The sequence below is a fragment of the Clostridium sp. YIM B02500 genome (genome assembly GCF_022324665.1).
GTDB classification, from domain to species: domain Bacteria; phylum Bacillota; class Clostridia; order Clostridiales; family Clostridiaceae; genus Clostridium; species Clostridium beijerinckii.
This window is the reverse complement of the sequence record NZ_JAKGTE010000010.1, coordinates 130,389-153,300: the sequence shown is the minus strand read 5'-3', so window position 1 is coordinate 153,300 and position 22,912 is coordinate 130,389. Positions and strand designations below refer to the sequence as shown.

General features: G+C 29.6%; 26 protein-coding genes. 2 read left to right on the top strand and 24 right to left on the bottom strand.

From position 1 onward, the window contains the following. Window positions 1-298: 298 nt before the first annotated feature. The 19 genes from L1S46_RS11090 to L1S46_RS11005 all read right to left on the bottom strand — a co-directional run bounded on the left by L1S46_RS11090 (window position 299) and on the right by L1S46_RS11005 (window position 17,579). Entirely contained in the window at window positions 299-931 is a 633-nt protein-coding gene (locus L1S46_RS11090) for an SdpI family protein (RefSeq protein ID WP_238900018.1), read from the bottom strand. Continuing rightward, window positions 918-1,196, bottom strand: a complete 279-nt coding sequence (locus L1S46_RS11085) for an autorepressor SdpR family transcription factor (RefSeq protein ID WP_012059708.1) — start codon at window positions 1,194-1,196, stop codon at window positions 918-920. The genes L1S46_RS11090 and L1S46_RS11085 overlap by 14 nt, the downstream gene beginning before the upstream one ends. Before the next feature lie 160 nt (window positions 1,197-1,356). Further along, window positions 1,357-2,418 carry a DUF4179 domain-containing protein gene (locus tag L1S46_RS11080; protein ID WP_238900017.1) on the bottom strand — a complete coding sequence of 354 codons (1,062 nt, stop codon included), beginning with the start codon at window positions 2,416-2,418 and terminating at the stop codon, window positions 1,357-1,359. Beyond that, complete coding sequence (locus L1S46_RS11075) at window positions 2,408-2,974, bottom strand: sigma-70 family RNA polymerase sigma factor (RefSeq protein ID WP_238900016.1); 567 nt, start codon at window positions 2,972-2,974, stop codon at window positions 2,408-2,410. The genes L1S46_RS11080 and L1S46_RS11075 overlap by 11 nt, the downstream gene beginning before the upstream one ends. Window positions 2,975-3,334: 360 nt before the next feature. Then, window positions 3,335-4,450: a PatB family C-S lyase gene (locus L1S46_RS11070; RefSeq protein WP_238900015.1), complete on the bottom strand. Its 1,116-nt coding sequence runs from the start codon at window positions 4,448-4,450 to the stop codon at window positions 3,335-3,337. Between the two features lie 13 nt (window positions 4,451-4,463). Continuing rightward, window positions 4,464-5,216: an amino acid ABC transporter ATP-binding protein gene (locus L1S46_RS11065; RefSeq protein WP_238900014.1), complete on the bottom strand. Its 753-nt coding sequence runs from the start codon at window positions 5,214-5,216 to the stop codon at window positions 4,464-4,466. After that, the gene (locus tag L1S46_RS11060; protein WP_238900013.1) at window positions 5,203-5,928 is read right to left on the bottom strand and encodes an amino acid ABC transporter permease; all 726 of its coding nucleotides are present in this window, start codon (window positions 5,926-5,928) and stop codon (window positions 5,203-5,205) included. Before L1S46_RS11060 ends, L1S46_RS11065 begins: the two co-directional genes overlap by 14 nt. 13 nt (window positions 5,929-5,941) lie before the next feature. Further along, on the bottom strand, window positions 5,942-6,772 hold the full coding sequence (locus L1S46_RS11055; protein ID WP_238900012.1) for a transporter substrate-binding domain-containing protein: 831 nt from the start codon (window positions 6,770-6,772) through the stop codon (window positions 5,942-5,944). An 81-nt stretch (window positions 6,773-6,853) separates the two neighbouring features. Next, window positions 6,854-7,486: a DUF1847 domain-containing protein gene (locus L1S46_RS11050; protein ID WP_238900011.1), complete on the bottom strand. Its 633-nt coding sequence runs from the start codon at window positions 7,484-7,486 to the stop codon at window positions 6,854-6,856. Between the two features lie 307 nt (window positions 7,487-7,793). Beyond that, window positions 7,794-8,405: an ABC transporter permease gene (locus tag L1S46_RS11045; RefSeq protein ID WP_238900010.1), complete on the bottom strand. Its 612-nt coding sequence runs from the start codon at window positions 8,403-8,405 to the stop codon at window positions 7,794-7,796. 6 nt (window positions 8,406-8,411) lie between these two features. Further along, window positions 8,412-9,173 (bottom strand): ABC transporter ATP-binding protein, encoded by a 762-nt coding sequence (locus L1S46_RS11040; protein ID WP_238900009.1) that lies wholly within the window; start codon window positions 9,171-9,173, stop codon window positions 8,412-8,414. Window positions 9,174-9,195: 22 nt separating this feature from the next. Further along, window positions 9,196-10,098 (bottom strand): glycine betaine ABC transporter substrate-binding protein, encoded by a 903-nt coding sequence (locus tag L1S46_RS11035; RefSeq protein ID WP_238861613.1) that lies wholly within the window; start codon window positions 10,096-10,098, stop codon window positions 9,196-9,198. 118 nt (window positions 10,099-10,216) lie between these two features. Then, complete coding sequence (locus L1S46_RS11030) at window positions 10,217-10,867, bottom strand: ABC transporter permease (protein ID WP_238900008.1); 651 nt, start codon at window positions 10,865-10,867, stop codon at window positions 10,217-10,219. A 391-nt stretch (window positions 10,868-11,258) separates the two neighbouring features. Further along, complete coding sequence (locus tag L1S46_RS11025; RefSeq protein WP_238900007.1) at window positions 11,259-12,563, bottom strand: O-acetylhomoserine aminocarboxypropyltransferase/cysteine synthase family protein; 1,305 nt, start codon at window positions 12,561-12,563, stop codon at window positions 11,259-11,261. 164 nt (window positions 12,564-12,727) lie between these two features. Then, a complete protein-coding gene (locus L1S46_RS11020; RefSeq protein ID WP_238900006.1) occupies window positions 12,728-13,636 on the bottom strand; it encodes a 4Fe-4S binding protein in 909 nt (302 codons plus the stop codon). Window positions 13,637-13,956: 320 nt separating this feature from the next. Continuing rightward, on the bottom strand, window positions 13,957-14,817 hold the full coding sequence (locus tag L1S46_RS11015; RefSeq protein WP_238900005.1) for an NADAR family protein: 861 nt from the start codon (window positions 14,815-14,817) through the stop codon (window positions 13,957-13,959). A gap of 203 nt (window positions 14,818-15,020) precedes the next feature. Then, window positions 15,021-15,155 (bottom strand): hypothetical protein, encoded by a 135-nt coding sequence (locus L1S46_RS26340; protein WP_275298991.1) that lies wholly within the window; start codon window positions 15,153-15,155, stop codon window positions 15,021-15,023. Window positions 15,156-15,171: 16 nt separating this feature from the next. After that, entirely contained in the window at window positions 15,172-16,035 is an 864-nt protein-coding gene (locus L1S46_RS11010) for an ARMT1-like domain-containing protein (RefSeq protein ID WP_238900004.1), read from the bottom strand. A gap of 251 nt (window positions 16,036-16,286) precedes the next feature. Further along, the gene (locus L1S46_RS11005; RefSeq protein WP_238900003.1) at window positions 16,287-17,579 is read right to left on the bottom strand and encodes a radical SAM protein; all 1,293 of its coding nucleotides are present in this window, start codon (window positions 17,577-17,579) and stop codon (window positions 16,287-16,289) included. A 448-nt stretch (window positions 17,580-18,027) separates the two neighbouring features. Between L1S46_RS11005 and L1S46_RS11000 the strand changes: the two genes are divergently transcribed. Both L1S46_RS11000 and L1S46_RS10995 read left to right on the top strand, forming a co-directional pair. Next, window positions 18,028-18,234, top strand: a complete 207-nt coding sequence (locus L1S46_RS11000; RefSeq protein WP_077855117.1) for a helix-turn-helix transcriptional regulator — start codon at window positions 18,028-18,030, stop codon at window positions 18,232-18,234. Further along, window positions 18,231-18,662: a DUF6442 family protein gene (locus L1S46_RS10995; protein ID WP_238900002.1), complete on the top strand. Its 432-nt coding sequence runs from the start codon at window positions 18,231-18,233 to the stop codon at window positions 18,660-18,662. The genes L1S46_RS11000 and L1S46_RS10995 overlap by 4 nt, the downstream gene beginning before the upstream one ends. Window positions 18,663-18,882: 220 nt before the next feature. Here the strand turns inward: L1S46_RS10995 and L1S46_RS10990 are convergent, their stop codons facing one another. From L1S46_RS10990 to L1S46_RS10970, 5 genes are all read right to left on the bottom strand, one after another. Further along, the gene (locus tag L1S46_RS10990; RefSeq protein ID WP_238900001.1) at window positions 18,883-20,028 is read right to left on the bottom strand and encodes a hydrolase; all 1,146 of its coding nucleotides are present in this window, start codon (window positions 20,026-20,028) and stop codon (window positions 18,883-18,885) included. A 168-nt stretch (window positions 20,029-20,196) separates the two neighbouring features. Continuing rightward, window positions 20,197-20,571 carry a hypothetical protein gene (locus tag L1S46_RS10985; protein ID WP_238900000.1) on the bottom strand — a complete coding sequence of 125 codons (375 nt, stop codon included), beginning with the start codon at window positions 20,569-20,571 and terminating at the stop codon, window positions 20,197-20,199. 23 nt (window positions 20,572-20,594) lie between these two features. Then, window positions 20,595-21,608, bottom strand: a complete 1,014-nt coding sequence (locus L1S46_RS10980; RefSeq protein ID WP_238899999.1) for a nucleotidyltransferase domain-containing protein — start codon at window positions 21,606-21,608, stop codon at window positions 20,595-20,597. Further along, entirely contained in the window at window positions 21,605-22,384 is a 780-nt protein-coding gene (locus tag L1S46_RS10975; RefSeq protein ID WP_238899998.1) for a nucleotidyltransferase domain-containing protein, read from the bottom strand. The genes L1S46_RS10980 and L1S46_RS10975 overlap by 4 nt, the downstream gene beginning before the upstream one ends. Before the next feature lie 126 nt (window positions 22,385-22,510). After that, window positions 22,511-22,837 carry a hypothetical protein gene (locus L1S46_RS10970; protein ID WP_023974094.1) on the bottom strand — a complete coding sequence of 109 codons (327 nt, stop codon included), beginning with the start codon at window positions 22,835-22,837 and terminating at the stop codon, window positions 22,511-22,513. Window positions 22,838-22,912 lie beyond the last annotated feature (75 nt).

The following is a 22,912-nucleotide window of genomic DNA, read 5'->3' as shown; positions in this document are numbered from 1 at the left end:
TTTTGTTCCGAAAAGCTATGAAAATATCGCTGAAGATTCTAAGCAGCAGATTTCACCACTTTAGCATGCTCCCACTTTCAGTGTGACAAGCTAAAGTGGAACAATCTACAACTAAGAATCTTAGCAGCTCATTTTCAAATGTTTTCTTCACAAATATATTTATGATTTCTAGCTAAGATAACCATTTATATATAGTAAATATGGAAATATGTTCATTTAATAAGTTAAATATTTAAATTGAATATCCATATAGTGTATGCTTTCTTTAATATAGTAAAAGAAAGCATACATATGTTTATTATACCCCATTTTTATATAACCAATATGAATAATAACATGGAATTACTACAATAACTAATAAAATAATTAAAGTTAATAAAGCACTTTTCATCTGTATACAGCCTAAGATTATCATACAAATACCGCCAAGTATCCAAAGATATCCTGCCATATGATGAGTTTTATTCCAATTCATTTCGCTATTTAATGTCCATGGTAATCTAATACCAACAGTATAATTCTGCTTGCATTTTGGTAAATAGTTTCCAGATGCTACAATAATGACTCCTACGACTACTGATGTAATAATTTGAATAGGAATTTTATATCCAAGTGCAATAAATAAGGTGACGGGAACTAATACAACCGAAATAATTGGAGCAGACCACTTTCCTAAATACTTCAATGCAGATGGTGAATTAATTTTCTTTGGGTCGTTATTAAGCTTAAAGTGTATAAAAATATTAATTATCGCCATTAAAACCGGCATTCCAAACGCTCCAACTGCTTTTGGCACATAATTATTTGGAACACCTGCATAATTAAAATGAATAGGCACTACTTCAGGTAATTTATCATATAATCCAAATGAAAGAATCAATGGCAAAAAACAAATAATAGTTGTAATCCATAAAATGTTATCTTTTTTCATCTTCATTGCCTCCAAATTGCGAAAACCAAAGCATTACTTCTTCAAATACCGATACATTGATTTCGTAATATATAAAATTTTTGTATTTTGTCTCTAAAACCAAACCTGCTTTTTTTAATTGAGATATATGATATGAAATTGTTGCACCTGTCATATCAAATTCTTTTGAAATTTCCCCAGCTGATTTTTTACCACTTTTCAGCATTACTAAAATTTCTCTCCGAACTGGATCTGACAATGCTTTAAAAGTTTCTGGAAACCCCAAATTATCATCTCCCTTTTATATTCTATTTAGAAATATTTCTAAATAGAATATATCAATTCTTATCTTCAAAGTCAATATCTATTTAGATTATTTTCTAAATAGATATTACTTAAAAAGGAGAACCTCCTCTATCTAGATTTGGTTCTCCCCCATTACTTTTTTATTTAATATTTATTGTAAATTCATCTCCAACTTTTTTATATTCATCAAATTTAGGTTCCTCACCACCTTGTTCTGGCATTTTTACTGCATAAGGTGTCAGAATTAATTTACTTGCCTTTTCATTAAGATTTCCAACTAATACATTTTCGTATTTTAGCAAAAACCCATCTTTTGTTCCTTTTATCAAATCAAATATCACCTTATTTCCTAAATCATCATGCCCTTTTAATAAAATAGCATATGTTCCTCTCTCGGTTGAATTATTAATTATTTTTCCATATATTTTATGACCTAAAGCATTGCCTGTATATTTTTCTAATATATATTTATTTCCATTCTCAATATTAAATTCATAATCAAGATTTACAGTTTTAGTATCTATTTTCAGCCTATCCCCATTAGTTTTAAATTCAAACTTCCAAGTTCCATTTATATCATCATTATAATTTACCATCATTTTGGAATATACAATCTTTACATTTAAATCTCCACTTAAATCCATGTCTTTTATTGAAGCTAAATCATAACTTGCAACTTGCTGTGTAGTGTAATCGTCTATACGTTTTCTCCCACCACCTTCACCAGTAAATTTAACTTTTTTATTATTTATATAAAGAGTCATTTCGCTTCCCCAACTTTCATACTCTTTTAAAAACCTATCTGAACTTATATCAGTAGATATAAGTAGTTCATTTTCATCTAACACTACCTCATTTAATTTAACTGTTACTCCATTGTCTGTAACAGATTTGTTGATTACTGTATTATAATCTTCTAAATTTCTCTCTATTCCTAGGAAACTTGAAATACTTTCGCTGAATAAATTTATTTTTGATATGGCGTAAGCTCCTGTATTTCCAAAAGACATACCAACTAGTACTGCTATTATTGCAGCTGCAGCTATTATCTTTTTTCCGACATTTTGTTTTCTACTCTTTTTTATAGATTTCCTAATATTCTTTTTAAGTGATTCCTTTTCAATATCATTAAAATCTTCTTTTTTGTATTCATCTAAATCGATGTTTGCTTCATTAAGCAGACTATATATGTTATTCTTCATGCTTAACACCTCTTCTATTATCAATATTAAAAATATCTTTTATTCTCTTTTTTGCCCTAGATAATCTATTGTATATAACTTCTTTTTTCATTCCATATTCGTTACTTATTTCATTAATGTCCATTTCATCAACATATAGCTTATAAAGCAAATTTCTGTCCTTCTCCTTTAAACATCCAAGTAGCGATTCTACTTCATTACTTAATTCATTTTCTAAATTCTTCGATTCAACACCATCTTCACTGATATTCAAATCATCAATATTTTCATGTTGTAGATCTTTTAAATATTTTCGTTTATAATCAATGCATTTAAATTTACATATACCAGCTACCCAATTTTTAAATTCATTTTTACTTTCGTCAAAGCTATTTATGTTGTTCCAAATCCCTAAAAGAATATCATTTATACATTCTTCTTGAACACTATGGAGACCATATAGATGCTTTCCTACAATAGATTTTATAATCCAACCATAATTATCAATAACATAATCTAAGGCTTTTTCATTCCTATTTCTCAATTCTTTAATATAATTATCTTCATTCACCTTCATTTTCCACCTCTTCCCATAAAGTGTAAACTTTTCAGGTGGAGTTTCATACTCCAGCTGAATTTAGTTGAACCTATCCAGAAGCGTGCAGCTGTTATCTCCCTATTGAAGAAGAGGGAATGTTACAGATGCTAGCTATCGGATAAAGCAAGCTTGAATTTAGTAAGTTTGTACTTACATATATTAATTCGTATAAAAAAAGAAAAATCTATCAAAATCATAAAATAATTTTAACAGATCTTTCTATTGATATTATCTATTTTTCATAAGCTCTAACTCTTTTGCTATAAAATGCTCATTTCAGATATATGGAATTACGTTTGAACCACTGTTTTTACCTTAGCTATATAAAATTCCATCTCATTATAATATCTCTTCTATTCTATCAAATGCCTCTTTTAGATTGGCTCTTGGACAACCAAAGTTTATTCTAACAAATTCTTTTTTTCCAAAATCAGCTCCATCAGAAAATTTTATTTTTGCTTTATCTAAGAAAAATTTGTATGGATATTCGATGCCTGCTTCACTCGCATCTATCCAAGCAAGATAAGTTCCTTCATTATGATTAATCTTTAGGCCCTTTATTGGGCATACTCTTTCTTCTACATAATCTCTATTTTCTTTTAAATATTGTAATAATTCCTTTTTCCATTGATCACATTCAGTATATGCAGACTTAAAAGCTTCTACCGATAATACTGCTGGATGTCCAAAAACGCCATAAATCTCTTTTTTAAATTTTCTTTGAATTTCTTCGTTAGGAATTATAGCAAACCCTAAAGGTAACGCTGGAATATTATAAGTTTTTGCAGGACTTGTTAGAGTAATGCTTATATTTTTAGCTTTTTCATTTAAAGTAAACACTGGAATATGCTTTCCTTCAAAAATTAATTCGCTATGTATTTCATCTGAAACTAATAATAAATTATTTTCGTCGCAAAACTTAACTAATTCCTCCAATTCTTCTCTACTATATACTCTACCTACTGGATTATGGGGATTACATAATACAAAAACCTTAATATTATCATCAATTTTCTGTTGCATTGCTTCAAAATCAAAGGTATATTTTCCGTTAAATTTTTTCAATGGTACTTCTATTGCACTACACTTAACTTCCCCTGGTAATCTCCTTATATGTGGGTACATAGGGGTATTAAACATCATATCACCATTAGCTATCCTACACGCCATAGTAGCTCCAGGCATTACACTAGGAATAAGCACAATCCATTCCTTCTTTATTTTATAATTATATTCTTTCTTATAAAAATTATAAATTATTTCCTTTAATGAACTCTCATCATGAGTGTACCCAAAAACCCCATGATCTGTTCTCTTAATTATTGCATTAATGATTGGCTTAGGTGACTTAAAATCCATGTCAGCTACCCATAAAGGAATATAATCGCCTCCTTGTCCATCCCATTTAGAACAGGATGTGTTTTTTCTATTTATAACTTCATCAAAGTCAGACATATTATAATCCCCCTTATATTTCATAGATAAATGCTTGATTAAACCTTCTTAAAAATTGCTTTGTGCGCTCTTCCTTAGGATTTAAGAAAAATTCTTTTGGAGTTCCTGTTTCTAATATCGTTCCATTGTCGAAAAATACTATTCTATCTGAAACTTCACGTGCAAAATTCATTTCATGTGTAACTATAATAAGTGTAATTCCACTATGTGCAATAGACTTTATTACACTTAATACCTCGGATACCATTTCCGGATCCAATGCTGATGTTGGCTCATCAAATAAAATAACTTTTGGATTTATAGCTAAAGCTCGAGCTATACCTACTCTTTGTTGTTGCCCACCTGATAATTGGTGTGGATAATAATTTATCCTATCTTTCAATCCCACCTTAGCTAACAACTCTATCGATTCAGTTTTTGCTTTTTTCTTATCCTTTTTTTGTACAATAACTAAGGCTTCCATAACATTCTCTAATGCTGTGCGGTTTTTAAATAGATTATATCCTTGAAACACCATTGCAGTGTTTCTTCTAATATTTAAGATATCACTCTTCTTTGCCTTCGAAACATCTATATGAATATCATCTAAATCTATTTCTCCGGAAGATGCACTATCTAGAAAGTTTAAAGTTCTTAAAAATGTTGATTTTCCAGAACCACTTGAACCAATTATAGTGATCACTTCTCCAGTTTTAACAGTTAAATCTATACCTTTTAAAACATGATTTTCACCAAAACTCTTGTGTAAATTTTTAACCTCTATCATCTGCTATCTCCCTTTCTTGTATATTTAGCTTCTTTTCTACTTTTCTGAATACTATCTCTATAATCAAGCAAATTACCCAATATATTATGGCAATAGCTATGTATACCTCAAAAAATCTCATATTTCTTCCGGCTATAACTTTAGCAGATGCCATTACATCCATTACAGAAACTGTAAATGCAAGTGATGTTGATTTAACTAAGCTAATTAATGTATTTCCTAGATTAGGTATAGCAACTAACAGAGCCTGTGGCAAAATTATTCTTCTCATTATTGTTACTGAAGTCATTCCTACAGATTGTCCAGCTTCAATTTCTTTTTTGTCAACTGAAAGTATTGCGCCCCTAATAGTTTCTGATGTATATGCACTTTCATTTAAAGCAAATGCTAGAAATACAAATACTATTGCTGGAATATTATTAATATTGTACTTTGTACCAAATCTATAATTTATGTATTCTACTACAAGTGGAATACCATAATATGATAAATATAATTGAACCAAAAGCGGTGTTCCACGCATAAATGATACATATAATGTTAATACTTTATTAATTATAGGTACCTGTTTAATTCTTATAATTGCTATAATGAATCCCAATAGCAGACCACTTATAATTGAAACTAACGCTATTTCTAATGTAGCTGGTAAATATTTTAGTATTTCTGGAAAAGACTTAAGTATAAAGGACGGTTTAAATATATCTTGCATAGACTATTCCTCCCTACTTTGAATAATCTTTGCCAAAATATTTAATACTTAACTCACTCAATTTTCCTTCAGCTATTAAGTCATTTAAAACGCCATCAAATTCCTTTTTAAGTTCTTCTTGATCTTTTCTAAACATAAAATATGCCTTTGACTGCTGTACTTCCTCTTCATTTGCTATTGGTAATCTTTTAAAGTTTAAATTTAGTGCTTTTGAAGCTGTATCTACGTAAGTCTCAGCTACAACATATGCATCAAACCGTCCGTTTTGTAAATCTTGTAATATTGCTGAATAATCACCTTCTGTATAAATTATATTTATTGGCTTGTCTTTATGATCTTGATTATACTTTTCTAAATACAACGTTGTTGCATTTCCGGAAGAACTTCCTGGAACATTTTTTCCTTGTAAATCATCGATTGTTTTTATATTTGTTTCATTTTCTCTTACAGCAATAATAGTATGATTTTTAACATATGAAGTATCCCCAAATAGATATTTCTCTTCACGTTCAGGTTTTTTAGTCATATTATTCGCAACAACTTGATAGCGATTAGAATCTAACCCTGCAAACAATCCTGCAAAGTCTGTTTTTTGAAATTCTAGTTCAACATCTGGTAATCTTCCATCTATCTCTTTTAAAATAGCTATTTCATATCCGTCCAATTCCCCGCTTTCATTTACATAATTATAAGGCTTTGGTGAACCAGATACTGCAACCACAATTTTTTTAACTTTTTCACTACTTTGATTACTTTCATTACTTACTTGTTTTTGGCAAGACAGTAATGTTGTTGATATAATTAATATCATTATTAACCCCATAATTCTTGTAAATTTTTTCATATTAATAGCCCTCCATTTTAATCTTAATTAAATTTTATATTTTATTAATGCTTGTTCTGTGAATTCTATCTATCCACTTTATTATTTTAGTAAATTTTTATAGTAACTATTTGAAGTGTATAGTGCAGCTGCTGGATTGTGACCGAGTACCCTGTCTTTTGTAATTAATGTTGTTGTAACTGTATTGGTATATTTATAAAATAAACTATCATGTCCAACACATAAGCCCACTACTACATTTAAATCAGTTTGTGCTTTATCTAGAAGCTTAGCCTGCATAATTGGATTGCACATAGACTCCCCAGCCTTCCTTATGTATTCATCCTTTATATTAATCTTCTTCTTTTCTACAGCGCCAACCTTGCATGCAACTCCATAAACTTCAAATCCATTTTTCTTTAATATTTTTGCAAATATCCTACTTTCATTAATTAAACCTACACATGTTGCAATCCCAATCCTTTTTGCTTCAATTTTTTTTGCAAATTCTATAATTTCTTGAACTCTTGGAATGGTACAATAAAATTCGCCTTCAACTTCTGCCGCTGCTCGGGCTATTTTTTTGTCCTCTGGATTATTGATATATAATTCTACTATATCGTTAAGCTCATCTTCTAATAATGATGTAGTAAGACAAAAATCTGGATACGCCTTATCCTTCGACGCGCAATTTGTAACTCCGCAGTCTGTACATGTTAAACAATTTTTCCTCATTTTTAATTCCCCCATTAATTTATTTATAATTAGTTATTTAATTTAGCTAATAACAAAAAGACCACAAAAGTTTCTTTAACAACGACACTTTAATAAATGCCATGTTTTCTCCAAAACTTCTGCGATCTCTAGTTTTCTAGTCAATCACTATTATTCATTTTTGATCCTATTTAAATTGCGATAATTTTTTCCTACTATTTCTATATGTTAACTTGTATAAAGTATATAGTCTAATCTTTTGCTTGTCAACAAAAACTTTTATGAATCAATACCTATTCCTACAATAGCATATCTAATAATTAAACTTTTAAGTAATCTTTTTCTCAATCAGATTAAGTATTGCATTTACTACTATAGCTAAGCCTGCTGACATTAAGGTTCCCCATAGTATTTTAGCTGTATTTACTGTTCTAAGCCCATCTAATAATACACTTCCAATCCCGCCAGCATTAATAGAGGCTGCAATTGTAGCAATACCTATTGTCGACACTACTGCAAGATGGATTCCTGCAAAGATTGGCTTAGTAACTAAAGGTAACTTGACTTGAAATAATATTTGGCTTTTGCTCATTCCCATTCCAGTTGCCGCTTCTACAATAGAAGCATCTACATTATTAAGACCATCTATTGTGTTTCTTAGTAGTATGTACTGATTATAAAGTACTAAAACTATAATTGCAGTAACTTTACCAAGCCCTGTTATTGGAACCAAAATCGCAAATAATGCTAAACTAGGAATTGAATATATCATAGCAAATATATTAACCAACAATTTAGATGCTATTTTTGAATAAGCCGCTAATATTGTTAATAATGATGCTAATATTATAGAAATCACTAAAGTAATCAATACAATTTCTATATGTCCTACAAAGGCTTTTAATAATTTATCAGGATATTTTAATAAATAGTCAATCATAAATTTCTAATCCTCCAAAAATACTTCCTGCCCTTTTGCAGAATTAATTAGTGATCTTACAAAATCATTTGCTGGATTTTTAGCAATATTTCTTGGTGTATCAAATTGCTGTATCTTTCCTTTATCCATTATTAACACTTTGCTACCGAGTTTAAATGCTTCATTGATATCATGAGTTACAAACAGATATGTTTTCTTTGAAGTATTATAAATCTTTAATAACTCATCTTGAAGATTTATTCTATTTATTGCATCAATAGCACCAAATGGTTCATCAAGCAGCATTACATCAGGGTTAACTGCTAAAGCCCTAGCAAGTCCTACACGTTGCTGTTGTCCACCAGATAATTGAGCTGGATATCTATTTCTAAATTCCTTTGGCTCAAGACCAACAAGTTCAAGTAATTCATCTACTCTAGCTTCTATTTTTTCCTTAGGCCATTTAAGTATCTTTGGAACTGTCGCTATATTACCTTCTATGGTCATATGTGGAAACAAACCAACCTGTTGAATTACATAACCTATTTTTCTTCTAAACTCTACTGGATCTTTACCGCTAATATCCTCACCAAAAAATTCAATACTTCCTTTATGTGGATCATACAAGCGATTAATCATCTTAAGAAGTGTTGTCTTTCCACATCCAGAAGATCCTAAGATTGTAATGAATTCTCCATGCTCAATTTTTAGACTTACATTATCAACTGCGCTATGTGCTGATCCTTTAAATTGTTTATAAACATTCTTAAACTCTATTGCTATACTCATCTTGAATATCTCCTTCTATCTATTATTTAATAGAATCGTAATACTCCTTAGCTACTTCTTCATATTCTTTTTTATCTACATCAACTTCTGCGTTTAATTTTGTTATCTTTTTAGTATCTAAGCTCGCACTAACTTTATTTAAAATATCAGCAATATCTGGATGAGCATCTAATACTGATTTTTTAATTACTGGCGCTAAATTATATGGAGGCCATACGTGTTTATCATCTTCTAATAAAGTAAATTCAGGTTTTACTAATTGACCTTCTGTTGTAGATGCTGGTGCAAGATCTGCTTCATTATTTGCTAACACTTCGTACTTTAATCCATTGTCATATACCTTTGTAGATCTAAAATCAAACTTTCCATAAACCTTCTCTAATCCTGGAATACCATCTTCTCTCTTATCAAATTCACCTTGTGATGCAAATCTAATTTCACCCGCATGCTTTTGTAAATCAGAAATAGTTTTAATTCCAAGTTTATTTGCTACATCTGTACGAATCACTAAACCTTGTCCATCATTTGCTGGTGAATAGTCAAGCCATTCTAAATTAAATTGCTTTTCATATTCAGATTTAACTGTGTCATAAACTTGCTTTGGATCTGTAATTAAATCCTTCTTTAAAATTGCTAATAATCCAGTACCAGTATATTCTGGGTATAAATCAATTTCATCATTTACAAGCGATGTATGAATAACTGAACTTGCTATATTAGGTACTCTTTCTACTTTATAACCTTTATCTTCAAGAGCTAATGCATAAACTTCACCTACTATTGAGTTTTCTGTAAAGTCCTTTGACCCTATACGGATTGTATTTTTATCTCCACTTGAACCTTTACTATTTCCGCAAGCAACAAGTCCCCCAAGTGTAACTGTAATTAATAGCGTTCCTATGATTCTTTTAATATTTTTATTCATAATTATCACTCCCCAATCTGAATTAATCTTTATTATTTGTCTTTTGATGATCTTATCTAAAGCTCATATGTCATTTTTTCATACTCTCACTAATCTATAATGATTACGCGACTTAAAACTATATATTTGAATCAATATACTTATATCTAAGCAGATATTTTTCAAAACCTAACATAATTACATTTGCAAGCATTGAAAGAATTGCTACAGTAACACCACCTATTAGAAGCAAATCTGCTCTATTCAGTCCTAATCCAGTGAAAATAATGTTCCCAACTCCACCGCCACCAATATAAGCAGCAAGTGTAGCACTAGCGATTATCTCGACCATTGCAGTTTTAATTCCTGTTAGCATAAGAGGCGCAGCTAATGGCACCTTTACCTTCCAAAAACTCTGCGCTTTTGACATTCCCATTGCCATTGAAGTCTCTATCATAAATTCAGGAATTGTGTTAAAGGCAAGTGCTGTATTTAATAATATTGGTGGTATTCCAAGCAACGCCAATGCAATAAGTGCTGGTTTAACACCTGTTCCTACAATAGGAATGAACATTATAAGAACAGCTAGGCTTGGAACAATTCTAAGAGTGTTAAACGAAGTTGTTACCCATCGATACCATACTTTGTTTTTGGTAGATAATATTCCAAAGGGAATTCCAATAATTGCTGCTACAAGTAAGGATAGTAAACTTATTTCTAAGTGCTGCCCTATTGCCTGCAGATAATTATTCATGTCCTTTTGAAAATAATCTATAATATTTTGCCACATATTTTCACTTCCCTTATAGAAAAAGTATAATTCCTAAAAATTTTAAGTTCTTACAAAACCTTTGGTAAAAATATTAAAATTGTTAACGTTCCTAAAAAAATGCTATACGGCTCCTAAGTCAAAGATACATAGAATTGTGCTTACGCTTAATAGATAATAATATATAATTCCTATCTTTGTAAGTATATACGACATATTCAAAATTATTATTGTAATTATTGAATAAAATTTGTAACTGCTCATATATCTTTGATTGCTTAGTATATCATTAATTATTAGAAACTTTCCTCTTTTCTTCCAGTAATTATATCATATAACATTTGTCTATGCAAACCTATGTTCTCAGAACATAGGTTTGCTTTATAGGAAAATATTGATTATTTAATATTCTCTATTCATCTATTGAATCAAGGGCATGCTTAAGATCTGCCATTAAATCCTCTGCTTCTTCAATTCCTATTGATAATCTTAAAGTATCGTCATATACACCCGCTTTTTCTCTTTCTTCTTTAGATTGTCCAAAATGAGTTGATGTTGCTGAATGTACAATAAGTGATTTTGCATCTCCCACATTTACCATGTAGTCAAATACTTTAACTTCTTCAAGGACTTTTCTTGCTGCCTCTATTCCACCTTTTAATCTTATAGACATTATTGCGCCTGGACCTTTAGGAAAATATTTCTTAGCTAACTCATGATACTTATTACTTTTAAGTCCTGGGTAAGCCACTGAAATAACTTTCGGATGACCTTCAAGGAATTCAGCCACCTTTTGCGCATTAGCTGTATGTTCTCTCATTCTTAAAGATAAAGTTTCAATGCCTTGCAATAAATAAAATGCACTAGTTGGACTTAAGTGTGCACCTAAATCAGTTAAGTATCTGATTCTAAGTCTCTTAGTAAACATGGTTTTATCTAAAATATCTTTTCCTATCGTATCTTTGTATTCATCATAAAATTTTTCAAACTGATGGAATTTCCCATTTAACCAATTAAAACCACCTTTTTCAACTACAGCACCTACAATTGTTGTCCCATGACCTGCAAGATATTTGGTTGCAGAATAGCAAACAATATCCGCTCCATATTCGAATGGTCTTAATAAATACGGTGTTGCAAAAGTATTATCAACAATTAATGGTATTCCATGTTCATGAGCTAGATTAGCCACAGCCTCAATATCGATTATATTCATACCAGGATTGCCAAGGCTTTCAATATAAATTGCCTTTGTCTTTTCTGTGATAACTTTTCTGTATGATTCTATATCATTTTCATCTTCTACAAACCTTCCAACAATTCCGTAATCAGGTAAAATGCTATTTAATAAGGTTGTACTTCCTCCATATAAAGTATTAACAGCTACTATTTCATCCCCTGATTTTGCGATATTCAAAAAAGTATTAGATATTGCTGCCATTCCTGAACCTAATGCAATTGCTTCTATGCCTCCCTCAAGTGATGCTAATCTTCTTTCAAGTACCGTATTAGTTGGATTTGAAAATCTTACGTAAGAATGACCTTCTTCAGAATAATCAAATAATCTAATACATCTCTCAAAATCCCCAAGTTCAAAAGCTGCTGTTTGGTAAATTGGAACTGCTTTTGATCTATAATGTTCTGCTGGATTATAACCTGCATGTAATTGTCTTGTAGTAAAACCTAACTGATTATTTTTATATGCTTCGTAACTCATTTTAATCCCTCTCTTTTAATTTAATCACATTCAAAATATATCAAACCATATACCTAAACTTTTTGAACCATACTTAATACTCTCAATGTTTATTCAATCTCTCCCTATATAAACAAAAGCACTTTCTTTGCTAGCTCAAAATATATGGTGTATCTTCAAGCATATCATTTTCTTTCCTGTAACTTAAGTGCCTTTGTAGGACATGAATTTGAACAAATTCCACAACCTACGCATTTTGAAATATCTGTTTTTATGATTCCATCAACCTTAGTAAATACATCAAAATTACATCTTTTTATACAAGCACCACACTTAACGCAGTTATGTGAATTAAATTCAATGATTTGATTTGTTTTTGGCCAAAATCCACTGCTATTTCTTTTTGCCTGGCTTCTAAATAAATAACAGCAGTCTCCACAGCAATTACATATACCATTTGAATTAACAGTATGCATAAGACCTTTCTTATCAGCATTTTTTACTATTTCTTTTGCTCTTTCTTTATCTATTTCTTCTGATAAACCTCTATGTGCAAATGTGTTAATTCCATTTCTATACGTAATACAGGTCTTAGTTGGTTTTCCACATTCACCTCTAAGGCTTCTACAATCGCAATAATTTAGATAAACAGGCCTATCCTGAGTATCAATGAATTCTAACACCTTGTTAAGTGGTAAGATTTCATCCTCTGTAGGCCTTACACTAAAATCAGGGTCTAGCCCATCATAATAAGCCTTAAAATACCAGGCATCCATAGCAAGTTGATCTTCCTTTGGGATACTTCTATAAACCTCTTGCTCAGATATTGAAAAAATATCTAATCTACTATAAAAATTTGCTATTTTATATGTAGATGTTTCTTCATCTACAAGTGAAATAATACCTCTTCTATAGCTATTTTTTATAAACTCATCTGAATTTTCATCTATAATTTTCTCTATGTCCTTCTTAGTAAATGCATCCTTGTCCATCTTATCTACAAATTCAATTTCTTCTTTAGTAAATATCTTGTTGATGAACGGATAAGCCGCCTCTGGTATTTGAAATTTCCTAATAAAATTTTGTAAATCCATAAACACATCCCCACAGCCAAATAATTTTTTTGATAGTGCCTATTGCCTAAAATAAAACAAAAAAGACCGCAAAAATCCCTAAGCAGGAAAAGTCCAAAAAAGACTTAACCACCCTAAATTTCTACGATCTCTAGCTTTCTAGTCAATCATTTCTTATTTATTTTTATTAAGCATATATTATACTTATATTTATTTTTCAATTCATACTAATTTTATATGATTACTTTTTTATCAGTATATTCTCTAACCTATATTTTGTCAATAAAAACTTTGGTTAGAATTTACTTTATAAAATAAATATGTCATCTATCTGTACTACATTAACTATATCTCTTATGCAACGAAACCCAATCAATCATATTGCTATTTTTACATACTCTTTTTATTTCATTTCTAACTTCCATTAGTGCAAATCCGAGTAAATTTTCCCCGCGCCATAATTCTGGATTTTTGATATTAACATCCTCCTCAGACATCTGTATTCCCCATACATTATCATATGGACTTGCCTCTACTAATATTTTATCTCCTGTTGAGAGAAGAAATGTTTTTAATCTTTCATTTTGCATGAACTTATTATAATTTCCATTTATGACAATTGAATATTTAGCTCTGTTCCAAATTTCTTCATCAAAACCTCTTACTTTACGTCCAAAGCTCTTTATTTCCTTAGGATCATTACTATTCATAATTTTTTCTTCTATTTCTTTATCTCCAAAAAATCTAGCTTTTTCTGCCATCATATATTGTTCCATAAATAAATATTCAGTATGTCCAATGTTGAACCTGCTCTTCCACCACTGGCTAAAGCAAGACTTTGTAATACCTCCGTCTTTTTTAGGATGATGTCCCCAGAAATAAATATATTCCAAGTTCTTTCCATCTTTATAATCTGAAATAAGGTTATTTAAATCATATTCAGGCTTACCATCTTTTTGCCAAGTGTATGTCCAATAATTATTGTATTCATAAATATTATCTTCTCTTTCCCATCTTTTAGGCTCCGGAAACATTTCTTTATACTTTTTCTTCTCATCCTCTTCTAATTTATTAAACCATAAGTAAAAATCTATAGCATATCCTTCACCATATCCCATTCTCCATCCAATGCTTCCATTTGGAATTTCAGGATACATTAGCCATAGCGGAGCCATTAATAGATTTCCATTTTTATTTTCCATAATATCTTTCTCCTTACATCTCTGCTTTTATATAATAAAACATCACTAACTAATTCCTCATCAATTGCATTAGCGACTTTTCCTCATTGTTCTCCATCATTAGTATATAAATTTATTTTATCCTTTATCTCAAAGCTGATAAACTCTTAGTTAGATATCTTTAAATCTTTCTTGATTAACGCTTGCCTTATTTATGCATAGAACTAAGAATTCTTTTTAATATAGATCTTTAGAGCCTTAATTAATAAGACAATAGCATATATTCCTAATACACATAATATTAATACTAAAATTCTAAATATAATCCCTAAGATTGCTTGTGCTATTAGACTACTCATTACACACCTCCTGTAATTAAAATTTGTTTTTCATACAAATCATTTTCTTTTCCGGAACACCAATATCATTTGCAATCACATCACATTTAGTCATTAAAAGAAAATAGATATTTTTCTTTTCTTCACTCAAGCATTCATAGTTTGCTTGCCCTTTAGCAATTACTACATCAGCCTTTTTATAGACTTCTTTAAACTCACGACTTGTCCTTTTTAAAACAGTCCCAAGAGAACCATCTCCATTATCAATAACCTCTGCATCTTCATCAATTCCTACAGAATATGCGTCTTCAGCTATAGAGTCATTTACAACAGGTTTACCTCGTACTCCAAAGAATATTTTAACATTAGGATTTAGTTCTTTTATTTTTCTTAAAAGAATCTTGTCCATACATATTTCTCCACAATTATCACCTAAGTATAATAATATTTTTGAATTTAAAATATCTTCCGCTAGCTCTCTAGAATCATCTATTGCAAGTTCCAACTGTTCCATTTTTTCAAAATAATCAAATATATCCTCTAATAATGTATTGTGAATAGGATTGAAATCTATGATATTACCAACAATGGCATACCTTACTGCTAATTGAAACGAATCTTCAGCTTGCTCAATCTTCCTCTCAAATTCAGGTAACAGTTTCAAAAATAATGTATTATAATAATTTCTAGTTTCTTTATATGGATCCGGATTATTAGTATGTTCTTTTATCATGCCAAAAATTTCTCCAATAATTTCTGGTGTAGTTGCCTCAAAATCCATTTTACTGAGATATGTAAAAACTTCCTTCAATAACTCTTCCTTATTGTTAACCCCTGTAATATTTGCTACTTTAATAACTTGGTTAACCATACACGGCAAGCATTTATCATGTATTTTCATAATTGCACCTCTTTATTTCTAAATAATTTAGCAGTTTAAACTACCCTACAAATTACAATTTATCTTTTAGCTAATGATAGTAAATCTTATAAATACCATTCTGTTTAATTATAAAAAGTATATTTCATTTATAATTCTAAATCCTATCTTTTCATTATTAACCCAATTGATATATGAATAATTTAAAGTTTAAATTATAACAAACTTCATAATTCATATAAACCAGTTACTTTAAAGAATTATCTAATATACTAAAAATCATTTTTTGTACCGTTAAGACTTATCTTATATCCTAAATTTACAATTAAGTTATATAATATGTTTGTTTTAGATTTTCTTATTCTCTTATAAATAGATTTTAAAGAATAAAACTCTCTCCTAAACCACATATATCCTTCAAATAGTTCTTCTGCACTCATATTTTTAGGTATAAAAGCTACTCTTGTTTTTCCATTGTAATAGCTCCAATCCTCTGTTATTAATCTCTTTTCTTCTTTTAGCTTTGAATATACTGGTGTTTTAGGCAGAGGCGTTAATATACTTACAGTTGCTCCATCTATTCCTAGCTCATTGCAGGCATCCAGAGTTTTCTTGAATACATCCTTTTTATCTGTATCAAATCCAAATATTATTCCTGCTTGTACACAAATTCCATTATTATGGATCTTATCTATGATACTTTTATATTTATCTACATCATTTATCCCTTTATTTACACTTCCTAAACTATCCTGTGAAAAAGATTCTATTCCTACAAAAAAGTATACACAGCCAACCTCCCTAGCTAATTTTAATAATTCATCATCTTTACATCTCTCTAATGTTACTTGTGCTGCCCACTTTTTATTAAGTTTTTTCAACTCTATCAGTAATTCTTTCACAAAATTTATATCCCCAAAGAAATTATCATCCCAAAATACAAAAAACTTACTTTTCATGGTCTTTATTTCAGAAATAACTTCTTTAATAGGTCTTGTCCTAAACGGCTCGCAATAAATTTGCTTTAAATTGCAATAACTACAATTGTAAGGACATCCCCTTGAAGAAATAACTGCACCTTTTGTAAAGTATCTTTTATGAATTAGATCTCTTCTTGCTGTTGGCATATTTTTTAGATTAGGTACTTCTTTGCAGATATATTCTGGTTTTGCATTATCCTTATAGAAATCTTCTAAAAATTCTGGCCATATAATTTCTCCCTCTCCCACCATTATATAATCACAATGTTTTTTTACTTCTTCTGGTAATAATGTTGCATGAGGACCACCCATTACAACTTTAATATTCTTATTCATAAACTTCTCTGATATATTATAACAATGGGTAGCATTTGATGTATTTACAGTTATTGCAACCAGATTGAAATTTTCTTCAAAGGGAACTTTTTGATTATATTCATCTACTAGCGTTATTTCATATTTATTTTCATCTATAAAAGCTGCCAGGTATGGCATAGTTATCTGAATAAAATTGTTAAATTGACTTCTTCTAAATCTATTAATTTCCTCATTCTCAGGTGTTATTAAAAGTATTTTCTTCTTCATGCCGAATCCCCCAATATCTATATTATGTAATATGCTAACTTAGTTAGAAGTTCTTAGTCCTCGTTTTTTCTATTGTAATCCTAAACTTTATGAATTCTTCGCATGTACTCTTCCTAACACTTTTGTTCTTACATAAGATTCCATCTTTCTCCTGTTAATATTAGTATAACAGAAAATTTTTCTCTTGACGTATAGAGATCTTAAGCACTATCAAAAAATAACAATTCATTCTGATAGAAATGTTTTTATATTCAGAATAACTACTCTTCTTTAATATGCATATTTTCTATCATCATACATCAGCAGATTGCCCTAATGACTTTTATGATATAAGGCACAAAGTATTTACTGATATTTCGCATTACGGAAAGTTAGCTTGACATTAAGAAAACGCAATGATATTATTCAAGTAAGGAAAGTAAACTTTACATGAAAAAGGAGTGACGATGTGAAAAATCGCTTAGAGGAAATACGAAAAAAGCATGGCATAAAACAAGAAGAGTTGGCAATTGCTCTTGAAGTATCGAGACAAACAATCGGCTCACTAGAAAACGGAAGATACAACCCTTCAATTATATTAGCTTTTAAAATTGCAAAATATTTTAATATGAGTATTGAAGAAATTTTTATTTATGAGGAGGAACAAATAAAATGAAAAAGAACATTACAACTTACTTTTCAGTAATATTCGGATTGCTGCTATTAGGTATAGGATTATATTTAGTTAAAACAATTATTGAACCGCAAGGGATTATGAGATCACTACCATATGTGTGTGTAGGATTTGGATGTGGAATTTTTGGTCATGGCATGGGAAATGTTATCAGTAGTAGCGCATTAAAAAACCATCCCGATATTTGCAAACAAATTAAAATTGAAAAATTAGATGAACGCAATATTACTATTGGAAATCATGCAAAAGCTAAAGCCTATAATATGATGATATTTATATTTGGTGCTCTAATTCTCACTTTTGCTTTAATGGGAATTGATATGGTAGCTACTCTTCTTTTAGTTTTTGCATATTTATTTATTGTTGGATATGGCATTTATTATCGTTACAAATTTGATAAAGAATTGTAGTTAATAAATAACATCCCTATATTTAGCAATTATAGGGATGCAAATCCATCTATAATTGTTAAATATACTTTACCTATAAAATATCCTTTATGCATTAATTCTCTTACCTTTGCGAAGAATGCGCCACAAATTTAATTGAATCTATAACAAAAAGTATCACTTATCATATGATACGCGATACTTCAATTTACTATTTATTTTTATAACTGCACGGAATAATTTATTTTCCATTGCTATACCATTTTTTTATAACTTCTGTACTTTCTTGACTTGGATAATAATGTTTGTCATTGCTTTGTTCACCCACTGCAAATATAGAAAATCCTAAAAACCAAGGTTCATCTTGGAACTCTCTTCTATAGGCTTCAAAACAATTGGCTTGCTCAACGTTATTAATACCATTATTCTTATATGGATTCCAATTCCAAGGCTCATATGATGCATAATCAAATTTAGGAAAACCAAGTTCTCCAAAGAAAATAGGCTTATTCCATTTATCATAGAAATTTTTTATTTCTTGTTTTATATTTTGATGTCTAACTTGTCCATCAAAATCTATCTGAGAATTTTCTATTGCGCTGGTAAGATTTCCAACAGTATTTGTAGGATTATTTGTAAGTTCGAAATAAGCTGCTATAGAAATAAAATCAACTTTTGAAAATAACTTATTATTTAACTTGTTATTATATGCAGTGATACTCTCAGGAGCCCATGAAGCAGTATCCCATTTATTTGTTCTGTATGTTACCAATCCTTTATAATATGTTCTAACATAATCTATAATATCACACCAATTGTTTTCTTCTGATTCCATGTTAACTAGATTACTTCCTATATTTAGGGCTGTTACATTATATGGAACTGCAATATCAGTTATCAATGTCTTTAATACATTAGTCTTCCAATTTAAAAAGAAAGCATTCATGTTATTAGGTTTCCATTCAGTTTCAGCCTTTGTCCCCTGCTCTACCCAAGGGTATGGCTCTAATATTACATTTATATCTGCATTTGTATTCTTCAATTGTTTAATTAAATCAATTGCCTTTTCTTCACTTATTTTATCAACTATCATATTACTCGAAGAAATATTATCAATATCTATCATTACAGGTATATTTAAGGTATTCAATTGAAACTTATTTATATCATTTAGCACTTGTTCAGTATTATAGTCTGTTGATAAACTACCTGATTTAATCTTCTTCCCATCAATTGTCCATCCGATTTTAGAATTTGATGTTTGATCATTTGTAATAGTAGTTGCTTGTACATTAGATGAAATAATAAAAAAACTAATGAAAATAATTGCTATTAAAATTATATTTTTCAGTTTATCTACTGTTTGGCAATTGTTTATATATTTCATGTATTTATTTCTCCCCTAACTTTGTGCTTTTATAAGTTCTATTTAATATTCACCCTTGTAAATATATTCCTATTATAACACAATTTAAGGTAACACATTAGTTAATTAAAAAAACATTTTCATTTGTTATGTAAACTTTACAGATTTCTACTCTATATGAAAATAGTATCAAGCCTTGCTATCTCTTTTATTAATTTCATCTGTTATTAACGATTTTGAAATATACATTGCATTTATGATATTTTCAAGGCGAGTATGATGAGATGTCCCCTCGTCAAATTTTAGCTGAGCCTTCTCACATTTACTGATAATAGAAGCTACAGGTCGTAGTGCTTCTATTAATTCTTCTTTTGTATATTTATCCATAATATCTTCATATGTTATTAACGATTTTGAAATGTATAGAGCTTTTAACCTATTTTTAAGAAGTGTATGTTGTGAGGTACCTTCTGCAAATTTTAGCTGAGCTTTTTCACAATTATTAATAGTTGACGATACAACTTTTAGTGCATCTACCAATTCTTTTCTTGTGTATTTTTCCATAGAATTTTACCTCCTAAACTAATCTACTTAATAATTTTTCTTGTACCATTATAATATCTCTCATACAAAGAAATCAATAATTCTTCAACTTGCCTCTCATCAGGTTCTTTAGGCAATGTAGTATTAACTGATGCTTCTTTAAAATTAAAATCATATAACTCTACTAACTTAAACAATTCATCATAACTATACTTACCTTTTCTGATATCCATTAATAAATCATGTTCTTTCTCTCGATAAGTGTTGATTTCATGAGTTTTTAATATTTCTGTCCCCATGATTAGGAGCCTTATTAAATGCATAGCATGTTTTAAAAGCTTCCCCTCATCTTTTTTTCTATTCCTATGATTAAGCTTATCATAATCGTGAACAATATTACTCATTTCTGAGTATATACTTTTAAAATCTCTTAAAGAATACTTATCTATATGAATGTCCATTAATATCTCTGCTTCCTTTTTATCAGATTTATCAATATATAATTTTATACTCCCCTTTGGAAACTCTGTGTAATTAGATGAAAAATGATTCATTTGATTATTTATTGTATTAAGTATATGTTTCTCCTTTTCTTCCTTCGGATACTCATCCCTTGCCAAGGCATTTTGCAGTCTTCTTAATTGTGCAGTAGCATAATTACCAAAAGTGTGTATCACTCTTTTTGATAAGAACAACCCTCTATTTTTACGTAATGCCTCCCCATATTTATTCATATATATAATATGCTCATCCTTAGTACCTAATAATTCAAGAATATTAGGATTTCCCTTTAATGCTAATGAAACAAATTTCCTAAGTCCATATATAACAGTATCAGTTGCTGTATCTTCAAATTGTTCAAAACTTTGAAATCCATATATATTTTCTTTTCTTTCAATTGTAATTCCTCGTAAATCTACATCACTATTATCTATATTAGTACCATATCCAATTGACCCTGAAAGTGTTAAGTATATTATGTTTTCTCCTAAGTTTTCATTTGAATGTATAAATTTATATTCCTCTTTATTTAAAATTTCCTTTGTTACTTTATTCATTCTATATCACCACTATATTCTTTAATAGTCTTATGGAAAAATTCATTTAGGATACTAGAATCTCTTTCTTTTTCAGTTTTAATATTTTTTGCATAACTATAATAATATTCTAGCTTGTCTCTTAAGAATTCCATTAATTCTGTAGGTTGTTTTATCGTGTCTGACTCTATCCTATCAGCTTTGATAGTAACAAGTTCTTCTATTATCGTCTTGACTTTGTCATCCATTTTAACTTCTTTCATCATTGCTTGTAAATTCATAGGTGGAATTGTATTGAAATTCTCTATCCACATACATGATAAAATTGGCCTAATAACATAAAAAAGCTTTTTGATGTTAACATTATTTAGGCCTTCCAATCCATCAAAGCTTTTCTTTGCAATATTTATATAATGGTATGTGACTGATATTGGTGAAAAGTACTTTTCTGCCACCTGTCTTAATTCTTTTACAAGCTCTTGATTTTGCCTGTAGGTAATTGGCGATGATAGCCATTCTAATAAAGATGCATTTGACCTGTACATTAGTTTTAAAGCTTTTCGAAGATCCCATCCATTAACATCTAACACCTCATCTACAGGTATTTCAATAATATCAGGACCTTCAAATACACTTAAATACCATTCAACTGGATGTACATAGATAAATCTCACATCAAAATCACTATCCTTAGATTCAAATCCCCAGCCTCGACTTCCTGACTCTATTGCATATAGTATTTTTACATTATTTTTTTCTTCTATATCTCTTAATTGAGCTTGTATTACTTTATCCATACTCAGTCCCTCCCAACAGTTAAATATGTAATCCAATAAATTATTATTCATCTATACATTTCATCTATGATACTTATAAATTGCATTTTAGCATTACATTATACACATAAGGTAATGCTAAAATAATTATTTCCAATAATAAATCTTTTTCCATAACCTAAAATCTTTATCATCAAGCCTTTTTTTATAATAATTAGGAAAATTATCATAACTTCCATAAAATATTAGACAACTTTTAAGATCTCTTTCAAGTTCAATCTTATATTCATTTAAAGTTTCTCTAAAAACGTAATCACGGAATGTCCAAGTATCATAAACCTTCCTATATGATTTTCCACTATGAATTTCAGTGGTTCTGCGGACCTTCTTATTTGCAGACCTCTTATACCAATATAAAGACTTTAATCCATATCCATCTTGATAAACCGGTGTTTTTTTATAACTTCTTGACATTATATCGCCTCCGTTACAAGGCGTCATCTCTCCAAATCATTATCCTCAGCTCCTAACTTATTTTAGAAAAAATAA

Excerpts from the sequence above, each read along its gene's own strand:
- L1S46_RS11090 (WP_238900018.1), bottom strand. The coding sequence starts at position 931 with ATGAAAAAAGATAACATTTTATGGATTACAACTATTATTTGTTTTTTG.
- L1S46_RS11080 (WP_238900017.1), bottom strand. The coding sequence starts at position 2,418 with ATGAAGAATAACATATATAGTCTGCTTAATGAAGCAAACATCGATTTA.
- L1S46_RS11075 (WP_238900016.1), bottom strand. The coding sequence starts at position 2,974 with ATGAAGGTGAATGAAGATAATTATATTAAAGAATTGAGAAATAGGAAT.
- L1S46_RS11070 (WP_238900015.1), bottom strand. The coding sequence starts at position 4,450 with ATGTCTGACTTTGATGAAGTTATAAATAGAAAAAACACATCCTGTTCT.
- L1S46_RS11065 (WP_238900014.1), bottom strand. The coding sequence starts at position 5,216 with ATGATAGAGGTTAAAAATTTACACAAGAGTTTTGGTGAAAATCATGTT.
- L1S46_RS11060 (WP_238900013.1), bottom strand. The coding sequence starts at position 5,928 with ATGCAAGATATATTTAAACCGTCCTTTATACTTAAGTCTTTTCCAGAA.
- L1S46_RS11055 (WP_238900012.1), bottom strand. The coding sequence starts at position 6,772 with ATGAAAAAATTTACAAGAATTATGGGGTTAATAATGATATTAATTATA.
- L1S46_RS11050 (WP_238900011.1), bottom strand. The coding sequence starts at position 7,486 with ATGAGGAAAAATTGTTTAACATGTACAGACTGCGGAGTTACAAATTGC.
- L1S46_RS11045 (WP_238900010.1), bottom strand. The coding sequence starts at position 8,405 with ATGATTGACTATTTATTAAAATATCCTGATAAATTATTAAAAGCCTTT.
- L1S46_RS11040 (WP_238900009.1), bottom strand. The coding sequence starts at position 9,173 with ATGAGTATAGCAATAGAGTTTAAGAATGTTTATAAACAATTTAAAGGA.
- L1S46_RS11035 (WP_238861613.1), bottom strand. The coding sequence starts at position 10,098 with ATGAATAAAAATATTAAAAGAATCATAGGAACGCTATTAATTACAGTT.
- L1S46_RS11030 (WP_238900008.1), bottom strand. The coding sequence starts at position 10,867 with ATGTGGCAAAATATTATAGATTATTTTCAAAAGGACATGAATAATTAT.
- L1S46_RS11025 (WP_238900007.1), bottom strand. The coding sequence starts at position 12,563 with ATGAGTTACGAAGCATATAAAAATAATCAGTTAGGTTTTACTACAAGA.
- L1S46_RS11020 (WP_238900006.1), bottom strand. The coding sequence starts at position 13,636 with ATGGATTTACAAAATTTTATTAGGAAATTTCAAATACCAGAGGCGGCT.
- L1S46_RS11015 (WP_238900005.1), bottom strand. The coding sequence starts at position 14,817 with ATGGAAAATAAAAATGGAAATCTATTAATGGCTCCGCTATGGCTAATG.
- L1S46_RS26340 (WP_275298991.1), bottom strand. The coding sequence starts at position 15,155 with ATGAGTAGTCTAATAGCACAAGCAATCTTAGGGATTATATTTAGAATT.
- L1S46_RS11010 (WP_238900004.1), bottom strand. The coding sequence starts at position 16,035 with ATGAAAATACATGATAAATGCTTGCCGTGTATGGTTAACCAAGTTATT.
- L1S46_RS11005 (WP_238900003.1), bottom strand. The coding sequence starts at position 17,579 with ATGAAGAAGAAAATACTTTTAATAACACCTGAGAATGAGGAAATTAAT.
- L1S46_RS10995 (WP_238900002.1), top strand. The coding sequence starts at position 18,231 with ATGAAAAAGAACATTACAACTTACTTTTCAGTAATATTCGGATTGCTG.
- L1S46_RS10990 (WP_238900001.1), bottom strand. The coding sequence starts at position 20,028 with ATGAAATATATAAACAATTGCCAAACAGTAGATAAACTGAAAAATATA.
- L1S46_RS10985 (WP_238900000.1), bottom strand. The coding sequence starts at position 20,571 with ATGGAAAAATACACAAGAAAAGAATTGGTAGATGCACTAAAAGTTGTA.
- L1S46_RS10980 (WP_238899999.1), bottom strand. The coding sequence starts at position 21,608 with ATGAATAAAGTAACAAAGGAAATTTTAAATAAAGAGGAATATAAATTT.
- L1S46_RS10975 (WP_238899998.1), bottom strand. The coding sequence starts at position 22,384 with ATGGATAAAGTAATACAAGCTCAATTAAGAGATATAGAAGAAAAAAAT.
- L1S46_RS10970 (WP_023974094.1), bottom strand. The coding sequence starts at position 22,837 with ATGTCAAGAAGTTATAAAAAAACACCGGTTTATCAAGATGGATATGGA.